General features: G+C 35.8%; 20 protein-coding genes. 3 read left to right on the forward strand and 17 right to left on the reverse strand.

All coding sequences use genetic code 11. The features are described 5' to 3' along the window. Positions 1 to 159 precede the first annotated feature (159 nt). Positions 160 to 498, forward strand: coding sequence for a winged helix-turn-helix transcriptional regulator (locus ABH955_RS25415; RefSeq protein ID WP_002188429.1), 339 nt, complete (start codon positions 160 to 162; stop codon positions 496 to 498). A 53-nt stretch (positions 499 to 551) separates the two neighbouring features. On the opposite strand, the gene ABH955_RS25420 is transcribed toward ABH955_RS25415, so the two are convergent. The 5 genes from ABH955_RS25420 to ABH955_RS25440 form a co-directional block, all read right to left on the reverse strand. Next, positions 552 to 1754: an MFS transporter gene (locus ABH955_RS25420; RefSeq protein WP_002125479.1), complete on the reverse strand. Its 1203-nt coding sequence runs from the start codon at positions 1752 to 1754 to the stop codon at positions 552 to 554. A 210-nt stretch (positions 1755 to 1964) separates the two neighbouring features. Next, positions 1965 to 2543, reverse strand: a complete 579-nt coding sequence (locus ABH955_RS25425; protein ID WP_002134597.1) for a TetR/AcrR family transcriptional regulator — start codon at positions 2541 to 2543, stop codon at positions 1965 to 1967. Positions 2544 to 2681: 138 nt separating this feature from the next. Further along, positions 2682 to 2996 (reverse strand): DMT family transporter, encoded by a 315-nt coding sequence (locus tag ABH955_RS25430; RefSeq protein ID WP_404491813.1) that lies wholly within the window; start codon positions 2994 to 2996, stop codon positions 2682 to 2684. A gap of 2 nt (positions 2997 to 2998) precedes the next feature. Then, on the reverse strand, positions 2999 to 3355 hold the full coding sequence (locus ABH955_RS25435) for a DMT family transporter (RefSeq protein ID WP_002010813.1): 357 nt from the start codon (positions 3353 to 3355) through the stop codon (positions 2999 to 3001). Positions 3356 to 3846: 491 nt separating this feature from the next. Beyond that, the gene (locus ABH955_RS25440) at positions 3847 to 4206 is read right to left on the reverse strand and encodes a MerR family transcriptional regulator (RefSeq protein ID WP_002087388.1); all 360 of its coding nucleotides are present in this window, start codon (positions 4204 to 4206) and stop codon (positions 3847 to 3849) included. 140 nt (positions 4207 to 4346) lie between these two features. On the opposite strand from ABH955_RS25440, the gene ABH955_RS25445 reads away from it, so the two are divergent. Then, the gene (locus ABH955_RS25445) at positions 4347 to 5117 is read left to right on the forward strand and encodes an SDR family NAD(P)-dependent oxidoreductase (RefSeq protein ID WP_404491814.1); all 771 of its coding nucleotides are present in this window, start codon (positions 4347 to 4349) and stop codon (positions 5115 to 5117) included. Positions 5118 to 5195: 78 nt separating this feature from the next. Here ABH955_RS25445 and ABH955_RS25450 read toward each other — a convergent pair whose 3' ends face one another. Further along, positions 5196 to 5651 (reverse strand): N-acetyltransferase, encoded by a 456-nt coding sequence (locus ABH955_RS25450; protein WP_404491815.1) that lies wholly within the window; start codon positions 5649 to 5651, stop codon positions 5196 to 5198. 291 nt (positions 5652 to 5942) lie between these two features. Continuing rightward, a complete protein-coding gene (locus ABH955_RS25455; RefSeq protein WP_063219320.1) occupies positions 5943 to 6437 on the reverse strand; it encodes an Lrp/AsnC family transcriptional regulator in 495 nt (164 codons plus the stop codon). A gap of 205 nt (positions 6438 to 6642) precedes the next feature. On the opposite strand from ABH955_RS25455, the gene ABH955_RS25460 reads away from it, so the two are divergent. After that, entirely contained in the window at positions 6643 to 7554 is a 912-nt protein-coding gene (locus tag ABH955_RS25460; protein WP_404446163.1) for a DMT family transporter, read from the forward strand. 32 nt (positions 7555 to 7586) lie between these two features. Here ABH955_RS25460 and ABH955_RS25465 read toward each other — a convergent pair whose 3' ends face one another. The 10 genes from ABH955_RS25465 to ABH955_RS25510 form a co-directional block, all read right to left on the reverse strand. Continuing rightward, positions 7587 to 8069 (reverse strand): PRK06770 family protein, encoded by a 483-nt coding sequence (locus tag ABH955_RS25465; RefSeq protein ID WP_404446160.1) that lies wholly within the window; start codon positions 8067 to 8069, stop codon positions 7587 to 7589. An 88-nt stretch (positions 8070 to 8157) separates the two neighbouring features. Then, positions 8158 to 8562: a nuclear transport factor 2 family protein gene (locus ABH955_RS25470; RefSeq protein ID WP_002140494.1), complete on the reverse strand. Its 405-nt coding sequence runs from the start codon at positions 8560 to 8562 to the stop codon at positions 8158 to 8160. Beyond that, positions 8562 to 9362, reverse strand: coding sequence for an MBL fold metallo-hydrolase (locus ABH955_RS25475; protein ID WP_404491816.1), 801 nt, complete (start codon positions 9360 to 9362; stop codon positions 8562 to 8564). The genes ABH955_RS25470 and ABH955_RS25475 overlap by 1 nt, the downstream gene beginning before the upstream one ends. A gap of 182 nt (positions 9363 to 9544) precedes the next feature. Next, positions 9545 to 9949 (reverse strand): DoxX family protein, encoded by a 405-nt coding sequence (locus ABH955_RS25480; RefSeq protein WP_001077751.1) that lies wholly within the window; start codon positions 9947 to 9949, stop codon positions 9545 to 9547. A 168-nt stretch (positions 9950 to 10117) separates the two neighbouring features. Continuing rightward, positions 10118 to 11176, reverse strand: coding sequence for a DUF871 domain-containing protein (locus ABH955_RS25485; RefSeq protein ID WP_404491817.1), 1059 nt, complete (start codon positions 11174 to 11176; stop codon positions 10118 to 10120). 51 nt (positions 11177 to 11227) lie between these two features. Beyond that, on the reverse strand, positions 11228 to 12592 hold the full coding sequence (locus tag ABH955_RS25490; RefSeq protein WP_002125455.1) for a PTS transporter subunit EIIC: 1365 nt from the start codon (positions 12590 to 12592) through the stop codon (positions 11228 to 11230). Between the two features lie 23 nt (positions 12593 to 12615). Beyond that, a complete protein-coding gene (murQ, locus tag ABH955_RS25495; protein WP_002166328.1) occupies positions 12616 to 13500 on the reverse strand; it encodes an N-acetylmuramic acid 6-phosphate etherase in 885 nt (294 codons plus the stop codon). Positions 13501 to 13655: 155 nt separating this feature from the next. Next, the gene (locus ABH955_RS25500; protein WP_002010793.1) at positions 13656 to 14519 is read right to left on the reverse strand and encodes a MurR/RpiR family transcriptional regulator; all 864 of its coding nucleotides are present in this window, start codon (positions 14517 to 14519) and stop codon (positions 13656 to 13658) included. A gap of 17 nt (positions 14520 to 14536) precedes the next feature. After that, complete coding sequence (locus ABH955_RS25505) at positions 14537 to 14866, reverse strand: outer surface protein (protein WP_404491818.1); 330 nt, start codon at positions 14864 to 14866, stop codon at positions 14537 to 14539. Between the two features lie 124 nt (positions 14867 to 14990). Next, positions 14991 to 16118 carry a cation:proton antiporter gene (locus ABH955_RS25510; RefSeq protein WP_016094715.1) on the reverse strand — a complete coding sequence of 376 codons (1128 nt, stop codon included), beginning with the start codon at positions 16116 to 16118 and terminating at the stop codon, positions 14991 to 14993. Between the last annotated feature and the right edge of the window lie 270 nt (positions 16119 to 16388).

Here is a 16388-nt window from a genome sequence, read left to right on the forward strand (position 1 = left end):
TCCTCCTCATACAAACCCTTTGTATTTCGTATTGCTATTGTATATGCACTAACTTCCTTTATGGAAGTAGTGATATTTTTTTCATATAGTTACCAAAAAGATAGTTTTGTGATACGATAAGGCAAATTCATTCAAAAAAATTTTATGGAGGCTATTTCCATGAGCAATATAGATCCAGTTGTATTAACGAAAGGTTTACCTGGTATACCTTGTCCTATCGCTAAAACGCTTGACGTAATTAGTACAAAATGGACGTTTTTAATCATTCGTGACCTTCTTATCGAAGGAACTTTACGATTTAGTGATTTACAAAAATCAATGGACGGGATTAGTCCGAAAACTTTATCGCTTCGCCTAAAAGAATTGGAAACACAAGGGATTATAACGCGAAAAGTATACCCAGAAGTTCCGCCTCGCGTAGAGTACACGTTAACGGATAAAGGAAAGCAATTAGAGGGGATATTTATTGAATTAAAGCGGTTTGGATTAAGTTTATAAACGAAAAGCCCCTTACCATAAAAATAGTAAGAGGCTTTTCGTTATTCACTACATTACTTCGCAAAACTTTGAGCTAGCTGTTTCTCTCTCCACATAAATGTAATGCCGAGACCAACGATTAAAACAACACCTGAAAATGCATATGGATAATTAATGTTTATATCAAATAATATTCCGCCCATCGCTGGTCCTGCGATATTTCCTAAACTCGTATACGTTGAGTTCATACCAGCAACGAATCCTTGCTCTTTTCCAGCTGCTTTTGATAAAAACGTCGTTAAAGCTGGACGAAGTAAATCAAATGCTAAGAAAATAAAACAAGTAACGAGAAGTACAATCCAATAATTAAAGACTACAGTTGAGACGAATGCTAATACTGCACCTACAATTAAACATATTTGAATTAATACTTTCTCACCGAACATGTCAACCAATTTGCCAAACATAAATACTTGCACAACTACCCCAAAGATGGAGCTAATCGTAATAATTGCAGCAATATCTTTCGGTGTAAAACCAAATTTATGATCAGAAAACAAACTAAAAACAGTTTCATATGCTGATAAACCGAATGCGAGTACAAATACAATAATAAATGCGATTGCATACATTGGATTTAATGATTTCTTTAAATCCCCGATAAAGCTTGATTCTTTCGTATTAGCAGAAATCTCTGCAAGCTCTTCTTTCGTTAACGGCTCTTTCAAAATAAAGATGGAAATTACACATGCGACAAAAGCAATCACTGCTGCCACAAAGAACGGCACACGTATACCGTATTCTGCAATAAACCCGCCAATTCCAGGCCCTATAATAAATCCGGTACTAATAGCGGCTGAAAGATAGCCCATCGCCTTTGGACGTTCTTGAATAGAAGTAATATCAGCAACATATGCCGTAACACCCGGCATAATAAACGCAGCACTAATTCCGCCTAACACCCTCGCTGCATAAAGCATCCACACATCTGTACCTAATCCAAAAAGAAGCTCTGAAACACCAAAAATAAATAATCCAATGATTATCATTTTCTTCCTACCGTAAATGTCGACCCAACGACCCGTAATAGGTGAAGTAATAAGCTGCGCCATCGCAAACACTGCAACGAGATAACCCATCGTCTTTCCTGTTAAATTCATATCATTCATAAAGGACGGCATAACCGGAATGATTAATCCAATCCCTAAAAAAGCGATAAATATATTACTCAAAAGAATGATCAATACCATCTTTTGTTCTTTTATCGGTTTCTTCAATTTTTAACACCTCTTCCCGTAGTTCCTCTCAAAAATAATGCCCAAGAAGCTTTTTCTTTATCCTGCTATTTGTGGGCTCATACTGAGTAAAGATGTCCCCACTCATTAGAATTTCACTCTATCCTTCCACACATACATAAACACAGGGTGAATGACTATCATTCAGTTTCCCGCAGAAATGAACCTACCTTTTCAGACAGGTTCATCTTACTACTTCTTTATATGTAGTGCATGTGTTAAAAAATCTAGTACTTCTGCCTTTTGTAGCTCGACTTGCTCATCATCTTTATGATCATATAAATAAACTTGTTCCGCTGCTGATTCAACAAGAGCGATAAATAACTTCGCTGTTCGCTCTGCGTGAACCGAATCACGAATTTCACCTGATTCTTTTGCCTCACTTAAAAAGTCACTTAGCCATATATAAAGAGGCTCATACACAGCTTCCCATTCTTTTATATGTTCAGTAGATGCAAGACCCGCATACATTAAAGCTTGTATTTCACGATATTCAGCTATAAAGTTAAACACTGCATCTATTACTTGCTCAACCTTACTTGAAAAAGGTGAATCGTTCTGTACTTTTTCTTTCACTGCAAGTATCATCTTCTCAACCATCACTTCTGCTATTGCAGGCATAACAGATAACTTAGAAGGAAAATATAAATAGAACGTTCCTTGCGCAATGCCAGCCAATTTCACGATATCAGAAATCTTCGTTTTTTCAACGCCCTTTTCCTGAAATACTTCAATAGCTGCATAGACAATTTTTTCTTTTTTATTCATCATCTAAACCCTTTCACACGCGTATTGAATGACTGTCACTCATTTTATAAAATAACTAGCTGTACTGTCAATTATAGTGCACTTTTCATAATAAAAATCTCCCAACAAATCGTTAGGAGATTCAACTTTAATATCATTTTCTTATGAAAGAGCCTTTAATCCCGTAACTCCACATACGATAAGAGCTACACTAATCAAACGTGCCTTACTTTTCGATTCACCAAACAGAAACATATTTAATAAAACTGCGCCTGCTGTTCCAATGCCAATCCAAACCGCATAAGCCACACTTACTTGTAAGAACAAGAAAGATGTGTATAAAAATGCGAAGGAAGTTGCAAATCCACCTATATAAATCGCTCCATTTGCTAACTTCTTATCTTTACTATACATTTTAAGGCCTATCACACCGACTATTTCACTAATTGCAGCACAAAATACGAAAATCCAACCCATTTTTAAGCAGCTCCTTCCATAGTTTCTTCCGCGGTTTCTTCTTTATTATCAGCCAATTTTAAACCGATAACGCCCGCTACGACCATCACGATAAAGAATAGTTTTCCTACACTGAAACTGCCGCCGAAAAGGAATACATCCATTAAGAAAGTACCTACCGTACCAGCTCCGGCAAACACAGCATATACAGTCCCTGTTGCAAGATGTTCGCACGCTTTCGATAGGAAGTAAAAATCAACAGCGATAACTCCTACAATAATGACCCAATGCCACCAAGTATGAGCTGTATTAAAACCAAACACCCAAAAGACTTCAAAAATACATGTTAATATGACATATAACCAAGCTTTATTTTTCATATCTCTCACCTTCTATTATTCACTGACTGACCGTCAGTCATTTTTAATTTAAAAAATATAATCTCACTCTAACTACTATTTAAAAAACCAATATCATCCTCATTTATCCTTATATTTGCTCCGTTATTAAGTTAACTACATATAAAAGTTGCTTATCTACACCCTTCCACAGAAGAAATGACTGAATGTCATTCATAAACATTCTACATGACCAATTGATAAAGTGTCAACACCCGGATTCTATTAACCAAAAATATTTTAAATTTCTTAAATCCACATGAATATTTCTTAATAATCTGTGAATAATGGTAGTAACATAATATTTTCTCCATTCCCCCCTTGGAGATCCCTTTGAATCGAGCAGTTGCTTTTAGCTAACTGCTCTTTTTTAATTTATCGGTACATTATAATAAAATACTCATAGATAAATTCCAAAACAAAGACCTGTACTCCCTTTTCAACATGCAACAAAGAACGAAATATTTTGTACGCTATTTACTTTTCAACGAGTCTTTGTATGCAATAATTTTATTTTCGAGCATCTTCTCTGTAATTTCTAAGTTTTCTCTTTGAGTTCGAATAGATTTTTTATGATTTTCTAACAGTTGTAAACGAGCTTCGGTTGTATGCTCCCCTTCTAAATATAATCTAGCATATTCTCTTATTTTCGCTATCGGCATTTGTGTTTGTTTTAATTTCATTACAAACTGCAACCACTTTATATGTGACTCTTCATACAATCTATTCCCATTTGCATCGCGATTTGCAATTAATATGTTCTCCTTTTCATAATAACGTAATGTATGTGTGCTCACTCCTAATAATTTAGCTACCTCGCTAATTGTGTACATAACCATTCTCCCTCCGCACGCCATTTACTCTCATATATTTTACTGCCTTATCCAAATTATAAAAAACATTTGACTTAGAGTATACTCTAACAAATACAATCTAACCATGATAAATTAATTTGAATTTAGGAGGCTTTTATATGAAATATACTGTTATTACTGGTGCTAGTTCAGGAATTGGCTATGAATCTGCTTTAGCCTTTGCATCTCGCGGAAAAAATTTAATACTTGTAGCTCGAAGACAAGAAGAATTAGACGGATTAAAATTAAAAATTAACGAAATGCATCCAGAGTTGGATGTTGTCATTCGAAGAACTGATTTATCCGTCACTGAAAATGTTTATAAACTTTATGAAAGCCTACAAACTTTTCAAATTGAAACGTGGATTAACAACGCAGGTTTTGGTAATTTCGCCTCAATTGCTGAACAAAATTTAAACAAGATAGAAACGATGTTGCATGTAAATATAGAAGCACTAACAATACTATCTTCCCTTTTCGTTCGAGATTATTCAATGACCGAAGGAACACAGCTTATTAACGTTTCATCAGGCGGTGGATACACGATTGTTGCCAATGCTGTTACGTATTGCGCTACGAAATTTTATGTAAGTGCATTTACAGAAGGACTATCTCACGAACTGAAAGAACAAGGTGCAAAATTACAAGCAAAAGTTTTAGCTCCTGGTGCAACTGAAACAGAATTTGCGAAACGTTCATTTAATATTGATGAGTTCCAATATGATGGTGTTGTACCGAAATTCCACACGGCAAAACAAATGGCACAATTTATGCTCGACCTTTATGATAGCGATAAAGTTGTAGGGCTGGTCGATGGTTCTACTTATAACTATGAGCTTAAAAATCCCATTTTTAATTTTGCAATGAGACAAACGAATTCAAATTCTTAACAACATCTCATTTCTGATCAAAATATAGATACCCACTATTTCTTAAATAATAGTGGGCCTTTTTTCTCTCTAAAAATTTCACCCCACATACCGTATCATCGCCACCTCATCACAATAATCAACTTTTGGACAATGTCTACAATCAATCCACACTTTTTCTGGCAATGCTTCTCTATTCATAAAATCAAACCCGCACTTTTGAAAAAATTCTGTTTCATATGTTAAAGAAATTACCCCGTTCACTTTTATCTTCGCCGCCTCATTCATTACATGATTCACTAACTTACGCCCTATCCCTTTTCCTGCATATGTATGCGAAACTACTAACGATCGTACTTCTGCGAGATCCTCTCCTAACACATGCAAACCAGCAACTCCAACGACTTCCTCCCCTTCTTTCATAACATATAAACATTGTAAATATTGATAGAGAGACAAAAGAGAACGCGGCAAAACAACTCCTTCTTTTGCATACATTTCAATGAGATTATAAATTTCTTTCACATCACTTGTAACCGCATTAAAGATTTTCATATTATATCCCCTTGCCCCCAGTGTTAATATTTATAACATTATATGAATTTTAATTCATAATTTCATATAATAATACATCTCTCTTTTCTCTCCGTCAATTACTTTTCTGAATTTTATCCCGCATTAACGGGCAGTAAGACTCCCACCTCAAAATTCGGCTGAAGCAAAGAAGATAGGTGGGAGTCGGGCTACCCCTAAACGCCCGATTGGTGAAGGCTAATAATCAGTGGTGGATGAACAAAACCCCCACTGATTAAAGTTTCACTTTACACAAACAAAAAACCAAGCAACTTAATCGATGCTCGGTTCCTCATTTCGTATCGGTAATACCGTTGAATATTTAATTTCACGAAGTGCTAAACTCGTCTGTATACGTGTAATACCAAGCTTATTCAGCTTTCTAATAAAATGCTCCAGTTCTTTACGATCACGATTCGCAACTTTTAATAAATAATCATACTCTCCTGTTAAACAGTGACATTCTAACACTTCAGGCATAGATTCTAATTCTCGTTCTAACACTTCCAGCTTTTCATACTGATGAATATTCGTACTCATAAAAATGAAACATAATAAATCAAATCCAAGCTTTTCTTGATTTAAAATTGCTACTTGCTTATCAATAAAACCTTCCCCATCTAACCTTTTTATTCGTGCATGCATCGCAGCTGGAGATAAATTAACACGGCGTGCAAGCTCTGCATTACTTACTTGTGATTCTTTCTGCAATATATCTAAAATTTTCACATCCAAATCATCAAGCACTTTAATAACAGATGACTCCATCAAAATTCCCCCTTTTTTCTTACCGACGATTATTCGAAGAAACATCTCATAACTTATATAAAACTGAATGTTTTTCTGCAAATAAGATTTCTAACGAAACATTTTATCGAGTTTTCACCATTATACAAAAGAATATATTAGATAATAAAGAAAAATGCTAAAATTATTTACAGTTCATTCTTATTTCAACAAAGGGGTTTTTAGCATGCCTTATTTTTATGTCTTTTTACTATTATTAACAAGCTTATTATGGGGAGGAAATTTCGTCGTTGGGAAATCACTCGTCGATCATGCATCTCCGATGACACTGACAAGTTTAAGATGGCTAATTGCGATCATTTGTTTATTACCAATGGTATGGTTTAAAGAGAAGAAAATCATTCCACCACGCTCTGCAATACTTCCGTTAATACTTATGGGAATTTCAGGAGTCGTTCTTTTTAACATTTTTCAATTTTTAGCACTAGAAAAAACATCCGCAACGAATGTAGGTCTTATTTCTACATTGAACGCTATTTCAATTGCATTATTTTCTGTGCTATTTCTAAAAGAAAAAGTAAATACACTTCAAATTCTTTCTATGATTCTTTCATTTTTCGGGGTTATGCTCGTCCTTTTAAAAGGAAATTTCGCTCTTTTATTTTCACTACATTTTAATAGCGGAGATTTATGGATGATGGCGGCAGTATGTATTTGGGGTATTTATTCTGTTTGTAGTAAATGGGCGACAAAAATAGTTACACCGCTAATGGCGACGTTATATTCTGGTATTTTCGGCGTCATTTTATTGCTTCCATTTAACATAGGCAACTTCACTGTTTCCAATATTAATTCTTCCTTCATAACATCACTTTTATATACAGGACTCATTTCAACAGTACTTTGTATGGTGTTTTGGAATATTGGTGTACAGAAATTAGGCGCTACTACATCGGGGATTTTTCTAAATTTCAATCCAATTTTCACAGCTATTTTAGCATTCCTTTTCCTTGGAGAAGAATTAACATGGATTCAAATTTTCGGTACAATCATCGTCGTGACAGGGTGTTATTTATTTTCTCATTTCAAAACCGTTGCTGTTCAGCCAACTAGAGCTTTAATGCGAAAACATTCTTAATCAAAAACATCGCCACCAAAGTGGCGATGTTTTTATTTACCTTTCATTTCTTTCACATACTGCTTTTCTTCTTCTGGCGATAAACGTTCTGTTGCCTTTCCGGTATCACCACCTTGAATTTCCCACAAAAAGTTATGATCCTCAACCGTTTGTGAAAAGTCTCCTTTCTCCCAACGCTCCAAAGTAGAAAGTAGCTTTGCTTTATATTTAAAATTTGTACTGCTTTCTACTGCGTTCTTCTCACTACGAATTTCCTTATTTGTCATTTCGATAAATCCCCATTTATCAGATGATTTCACTTTTTGATGTACCATCCTATGCATTGTAGAAATAATTTCATCTTCACTAAATTGTGGCTTCTCTTCCGCAACTTTCTTGTCCTGTTGGCTCATCACTTTTTGTGTTTTAAGACTCTTCTCCTCTTCCTCTATATAATTAAGAAGTTTAGTAACACCGAATACAGCTCCTATCGCAATTACAATCATTGTAATTGCCCCTATTATCCATTTTTTCATATTATGTACTCCCCATTCCCCCTAATAATTACATAAACAAATGGAATCGCCTGCACATAGTCGATTCCATTTGTTTCCTTATTTCATTTTAAGCCTTCATCGCTTCTCGTACAATGTAACTGTCCACATATTGCTTAAATTTCACGATTTTTCCATTTTCAAGCTGCCATACATGAACAAATTCCGCCTCAAATGATTTTCCCGTCTCTTTATAAACTCCTGAATAAACACCTTCAGCAATAATCACATCTTTTCCGTTTACTTCATGGTACGTCTTTACACTCGCTTTATAATCATCCCATTCCGATCCTAAACGACTAAATACATTTTCCATTATAGCTTCTGTACCTATATACGTTCCGCCGTACGGAAAACCTTCTGCCTCTGTCCATTCCACTTTTTCAGAAAATGCTTCTGCTAAATGTTTTGCATTCGAAGAAGCTGATCCTTCATACGTGCTTTGAATAATTTCTAAATTTGTTTTTTGCTTCATTATTTTTTCGCCCCAAACGCGTTTGCCGCTAAAATAAGTCCAATTTCTAACGCTTTAACGCGCGGGAATCGTTCCTTTATTGCCGTTTGAATTTCTTCACTTGAAGGATTTCCTGCAAGAACTTCATCAAATGCAACTAAATATTTACGAGTATGTTTAATCGCGTCTGCTGTATTTGGTACGTCATAATCACGATGACCCGCTACAACAATTTCAGGATGAAGATTTTCAAGTTCACTTAATGTTTCTAACCATTTATGACGAGCTTCAGCATCTGTTTCTAACGTCCATACGAAAGTATTGTTATAAACGATATCGCCTGTAACAACGGCTTTTAATGATGGAATCCATACATAACTATTATTCGGTGTATCACCTTGCAAACCACCTTTAATGATTAAATCATTTCCCTCTAAAATCAATTTCTCTTCTGTTAATTCATCTGGAACAATTGGTTGATGAGGAACATTATGCCCAATAGATGGTTTCCACTGTTCCACTTTCTTCTCAAATGTATTACGAATATCTTCAACAGTATTCCGTAACGCAACAATCTTCGCTTCTGGAAATGCTTCATGTAATACATTTAATCCAAAATAGTGATCTGGATGGAAATGAGTCACATAAATATGAGTTAAATTCTTTCCTGTTTCAATAATTTGAGCTGCTAAACGGTGCGCATCACTTAATAAAAATTGTGCATCGATAAGAATTGCATCTTTTTCTCCGTATACAATTGTGGATGTAACTTGAAATGCTTGCTCAGATCCTGTAAAAACCTCTAAATGTAATTTTGACATGTTATTTCCTCCACTTTTTATTTACTCTTTTATATTCCTTTATTCTTTAAGCTTTATTCTAGTTGTAACTAAACTAGTTACAACTAGAATAAAAAAATATACGAATCATTTTATTACTAATCGACTTGTTGTAATCATTATAGTTACACCAAGTCGTCAAGTCAACACTTAAAAAATGAAATTTACTTCGTTTTCATTACTTTCTCTTTTAAAAAACGATCTACATATCCTTCTGCTTTTACAACGAATAAATACGCACCCATTGATAATAATGCAAGATCTAATTCATATCCCGGATTCTTTCCATCTCCTAATAAGCCTGCTGCTCCATTTACCTTTACGATAGCTCCAGCCAAAATAAGAGCGAATAACAATCCTACATACCTCACGCCTAAACCGATAATCAATAATATACCACCAACTAATTCAACTGTTGCTACGCCGTATGCAAGACCACCTGGTAAACCGATGCTTGTAAACCATCCTGCTACGTTATCTATACCTGATTGAAACTTTGCTAAACCGTGTGCAAAAAAAGTAACTCCTAATACGATACGAATAATTAAATTCCCAATATATTGATTCATTCTGAACTCTCCTTTTTTGTTTTGTTATGGTGAACATTTATTCACAAGACAAAACAATACGGTATTTCTTTTCATTCGTCAAATACTTTTTTAAAGAAACCCAAAAACATTATCCTTTTTGCAGATAATGTTTTTTATAAAATAGTGCTAATTCAAGCTTTCGCTCTATTACTTAGAAAAAAGTTGAAAATTTTTCCCAGCACCTATATAAGACAATAAAGACACATCTTCTTCCATCACCATTCCAACAACATTCACTTTCCTATCTTCAGGTAAATCATTTATAACTATTTGCATTTCACCAGCATATCTACCGTACAATTCATTATCAATTGTAATACTGCCTCGTTTTCTTGAAATTGTATTTATCGGTTGTAATGCAACTTTATTTTCTTCTCTTGATTCTACAGAGCGAATTACGTCACGAGCCGGATCAAGCCGGTTCGTATGCACTCGTTCTATCAGTTGCACTGTGTCGCTATCATTTATAAACGATTGATACCGCACCGGAATAATCCCACCACTCGCACTTGCTATTTCTTGTACACTTTCTAAACTCCCGCTTATATCGCCAATTAAAACTTTATCAACAGCACAATCTTGCACAAGTTCTAAATATGCTTGAAGCGGGCGCATACTGCGGTGCTTTTCTAAAGTTGGTAAGCCCTCATATAACGGACCGCGTTTTTCACCATCTCCCGGAATAAACGCCATCGTTTTTATTCCGCACTCATGTAAATATTTATTTTGTTTTTGCAAAAACGACTTTGCTAGTCCTGTTTCTGGACGTGGATAAAAATTATGCCACGCTTCTACTCGATCTACTCGTATATTTTCCGCAAGTAACTCTTTCCAAAATGATTCTGTAATCGTACTCGCGTTTAACGCTACCTTCATCCTACGCGATACACTCGCAATTTCTTTTGACATAATTCCGTAATCCATTCGTAAACCAGTAATGCCCCACTCTAATAATTCTTCCACATTTTCATACGTTATGCCTAAATGGTTTAACGATTTTGGAGAGACATCGACCATTAATTCCATTTCATTTTCGAGAGCTTGTTTCCCAAGTATTTGAATTAACTCCTTATACGTATTCGGATCATCTTCTGGAATGTGAAGAGATGTAAAAACAGATGAAAATCCGTTTTCTTTTGCTAGTTTTAACCATGCTTCTTGTTTCTCTACTCGCTCTTTTGAAAGATAAATTGAAACTCCTATCATATAAATCTCTCCTTCTATTAATATAAAAAAAAGAGAAAGGAATCCCTTTCTCTATATGTTTTCTGCCATTTCTTCTTTAAAGCCGAAGAAGTACGTAAAGATGAATCCGAAAATATATGCCACTACTAATCCAAGGAAATATAATAAATATTTATTATCAGCAATTAACGGAATTAATGATAATCCTGATACACCTATTCCGAGTGAAGCCGTTTTCATAACAGCTTGGAATGCACCACCGACAGCCGCTCCTAAACAAGCAGTAATAAACGGTTTCCCAAGTGGCAATGTAACCCCGTATAATAGCGGTTCGCCAATTCCTAAAAATCCTACTGGTAATCCACCTTTAATCACATTACGAAGGCGTTTATTTTTTGTTTTCACATAAATCGCAATTGCTGCTCCTACTTGCCCAGCGCCAGCCATTGCTAATACTGGTAATAAAGGCGTTACGTGCGTTTGATTAATAAATTCCATATGAATCGGTGTTAAACCGTGATGTAATCCGACCATTACGAGAGGTAAAAATGTTCCGGCAAGCACAGCTCCAGCAAATGCTCCGCCAACATTTAAAATTGCATTAATACCGCTTGTAATACCATCAGATAAGAAGCCTGCTACTGGCTGAATCGCTAACATCGTTACTATACTTACAGCTAATACAGTAATGAGTGGTGTCACAATAATATCAACTGCATTTGGCACAGCTTTTCGCACTCGTCTCTCAACTACAACCATAAGCCATGCTGCAAAAATAACTGCAAATAATCCGCCCCGTCCGGGTACGAGCGCTTCACCAAATAATTTTACATTCGCCATCGCTGGGTTGAAAATTAAAATACCTGCAATTGCCCCAAGAACTGGTGTCCCGCCAAATTCTTTCGCTGTATTCCAACCGACTAAAATTCCTAAGAATGTAAAGATACCGCCGCCAATAAGTAGTAGCATTTGTAGCCACGTTGCATTCGGGTCAGCACCTGCGTTTTTCGCAAAGTTAGCAACCCCATTTATAATTCCTGACGCAACAAGTCCCGGAATTAGCGGAATGAAAATACTTCCTATTTTTCTTAAAAAGTTTTTCACTGGTGTATTATTTTTCTTCTTAATCTCTGACTTCATCTCTTGCCCAAGATCTTCAAGGTGGTGATCTGCCACCTCACCAATTCGCAGTCCCGTTAAATCTTCCATCTCAGCTGCTACTTTATTTACTGTCCCTGGCCCAACAACAACTTGAAGTGTTTCATCTTCAATCACTCCCATAACACCTTCAACCTTTTTTAAAAGGTCCATGTTCACTTTACTTTCATCATGAAGCGTTAATCGTAACCTCGTCATACAATGAGCAATGCCACGAATATTTTTTACTCCCCCAAGCTGCTCTGAAATTTCTTTGGCCATTCTCTCTTCTTTCTTCATAATAGAATCCCCCTCCCCAAAGTTTAAAGTGCTTTCTTCACAAATCCTTTCGCACCTTTTAATTTTTCTAGTGCTTCCCCATATTCACACTGTAGTAATATCATAACGATTGCAGCTTTCACATTTCGATCTGCTTTCTCATAACACTCTGTAGCTACTTCATAACTAGCGCCTGTCGCTTCAACAATAATTCGTTTTGAGCGTTCTACCAATTTTTCATTTGTAGATTGAACATCTACCATTAAGTTTTTATATACTTTCCCTACACCAATCATAGACGCTGTAGAAATCATATTGAGTACTAACTTTTGCGCTGTGCCAGCCTTCAACCGTGTTGAGCCTGTTAATATTTCTGCGCCTGTTTCCACTTCCACATTTAGTTTTGCATATTTACTTATTTCAGCATTTTTATTACAGGAAATACTAGCTGTACTTGCTCCCACGCTACTTGCATATTTCAATCCGCCAATTACATAGGGTGTTCTACCACTTGCTGCAATTCCAATAACCGTATCTTTCTCGTTTAATCCAATACTTTTTAAATCTTCTTTTGCTAACTCTTCACGATCTTCGGCACCTTCCACCGCCTTAGTAAACGCTTTCAATCCACCTGCTATAAATCCTTGAACCATGTTATCATCTGTTCCAAATGTCGGGGGACATTCTACTGCGTCTAAAATGCCTAAACGGCCACTCGTACCAGCCCCAATATAAATTAAACGGCCTTCTTCTTCAAAAGACTTAGTAACAATTTGTACAACCTTTTCAATTTCTTCTATTTCATTTTCAACTGCTAACGCAACAGTTCGATCTTCTTCATTCATACTTTGTAACACTTCTTTTATACTCATCTCATCTAGATTCATCGTTTTCTCATTACGGTGTTCTGTCGATAAATTCTCTAACATATTGCCACCCTCTTCGAAATTATATTTCACACTTTTATTATAACTTTAAGAAACTAAAAATCAATAACTCTTTCTTATTTTATGAAATAAAATTTCACAACATGACATATTTGTGTCAAAGATAATAAAAAAGATGAGTCTCCCCATCTTTTCTTCTACTTCAATTTCCGTAACCGTAATGCTTCTTCTCTCGTCTCCATAAATTGATCTAATACTTTATTACCAATTCGATTGAAAGTAATCACATATAAAGCATCAATCATATTCAGTTGCGTCATTCTCGAAGCAATACTCGCAATGCGATGGTCTTGCTCTACATCTGGCATACAAAGGCGAATGTCTGCCGCTTTATATAACGGAGATGATTGGTCTAGCTTCGTAATCGCAATAACTGTAGCCCCTCGCTTCTTCGCATATTGCGCCATTTCGAGCACATCTTTCGTCCGCCCAGAAGTTGAAATCGCCACAAATATATCTCCCTCTTTTAAATTCGTGACGAGTGGCAACATCATATGAAAATCAGATAGCATCATCGCTGTAAATCCGAGCCTTGTAAATTTATAAGCCCCGTCCATCGCCGGAGTAGCCGATCCGCCTACTCCGTAAAATATAATTTTATCCGCATTTACAATACGATCTGCAGCTTTCTCAAGTTCCTTTTTATCTATCGCAGTAACGCTCGCCTCAATTGCAGCTTTATTCACATATGTAACTTTATTAAACAAGTCGTACGGTCCATCTTCCGTATTCATCACTGAAAAATCATTAATATTATAATCAGCAATCGTTAATTCACGAACGAGCGCGATTTTAAATGATTTAAAGCTCCCAATCCCAATCGACTTACAAAAGCGAACAACACTTGCCTCACTTGCGCCTGCATTCGTTGACACTTCTTTCGTCGTTAAGTTCGGAACAATTTCTGCATTCTCCATTATGTACATGGCAACCTTCTTTTCGGCTGGTGAAAATTGATCCATATTACTTTCAATTTTAAATAGTAATGTTGAAGCTTTCACTATTTAACCTCCACTTCTTATGGTTGCGTATATTCTCTAATATCATTTGTATCATATAGATAAAAACCATCATTGCCAGGTGGATGGTGAACAATTACAGTTCGATCCCCTTTTTTATATGACGTTATTTCACCTTCAGATCGCTGTTTTTCCCATCCATGTATCCAAATTGCAAAGTCAGGTACAAAAGCAGTGTACTTATAGTCTTTCGGATTTTCGTCTTCTACATAGGAAGAAAAAATAGAAACTGGAAAATTTTCCACTTTTGACTCTTTCCATGCAGTAAATGGTATACATAGTGCAATAAGTATGATTACACCTATAACTTTCCCCTTTGTAATCTTCACACTTCCCTCTCCTTGTCATATCACATACATAGATTTTATCATAATTACAATCCATTCATGCTACATGACCACTGCATTTTGCAATAAAAAAAAAGCTTACCTACATCAGATAAGCCCTTCCTCTCTATACAAAATACTTCTTCAAAAGCGGCGGCGTAATAATTGTCGTCAATATAACAACAATGACAATCGCTGTGAAATTTTCTTTCGCTAACAAATTCGCCGCAAGTCCATTTGCTGCGATGATAAGCGCCACTTCTCCGCGCGAAACCATTCCCGCACCGATACTAATAGAAGATTGAAGGTTGAATCCTGTCAGTCTTGCGCCTAAACCTGATCCGATTAACTTTGTGAATATCGCAATAAGAGTCATGATGATAATGAACCAAAGCTGGCTTCCGATACCTTGAAATGTAATTTCCATTCCGATACTTACGAAGAACACTGGAACAAATATTGCATAAGCAATTGGTTCAATTTTATGTTCCACTTCATGCTTATACTCTGTTTGAGAAATGGCAATTCCAGCTGCGAATGCTCCAATAATACCTGCAATCCCCATCATTTCACTGTAATACGAAAAAGAGAAACAAATAATAAGAGCTGCACTAATTAATGCTTCTGTTACGCGAAGTGGTACGAGCATTTTCATAATCCACGGAACAACTTTCCAAGCGATGAAAACAATACTTACAAAAAAGATGATTTTCTTTGCAATGACAAGCGTTACATTTACATCTTGTGTGCCTAAAAAACTCATGACAAACGCTAATAAAATAACGACAATTACATCATCAAATACAGCTGCACCTAAAATCGTCGTACTTTCTCTCGTATTCATTTTCCCTAAATCTCTTAGCGTTTGAACAGAAATACTAACCGATGTGGCACAAAGTAATAACCCTAAAAAGATCGCATGCGACTGTAACATTCCAAAAGCAAGCCCCGCTAAATACCCACCAAGGAATGGGAAAATAATTCCTCCCATCGCTACTGCGAATGCAGATTTTAAATTCCGATTCAACTCTTCTAAATCTGTTTCAAGTCCCGCCATAAACATAAGTAGCAAAACACCAATTTCGCTAAGCTCATCAATAAGTTCTGAACTATTAATAATACCTAGCAAAGCCGGACCGATAATAATACCAACGATTAATTTACCGAGTACAGAAGGCTGGCCAAGTCTAACGCTAATATCACCAGCTAATTTCGTACAAAGTAAAATGACGACAAGTTCAAAATAAAATAACATAACATCTTCTCCTACTATAATAAAGTAAAACTTTAATCAGTGGATTATTCTTCATCTCTACTGATTGTTAACCTGCATCTATTTCTGCACATAGTTTCTCCTTACAACCGGCTTTTTATTTGTTAAAATTTTATTTGACAAAATATTCTGAATTATAATAAGATTAACCCAGAAATTTTAAAAAACTACATACCATAACTGTATTTTCATTCACTTACATACTCTTTTCCAATGGGCTCGTACTATATTCGCAGTTATGGAAATGAAAAC

The organism is Bacillus sp. RC240 (assembly GCF_044907945.1).
GTDB lineage: Bacteria > Bacillota > Bacilli > Bacillales > Bacillaceae_G > Bacillus_A > Bacillus_A mycoides.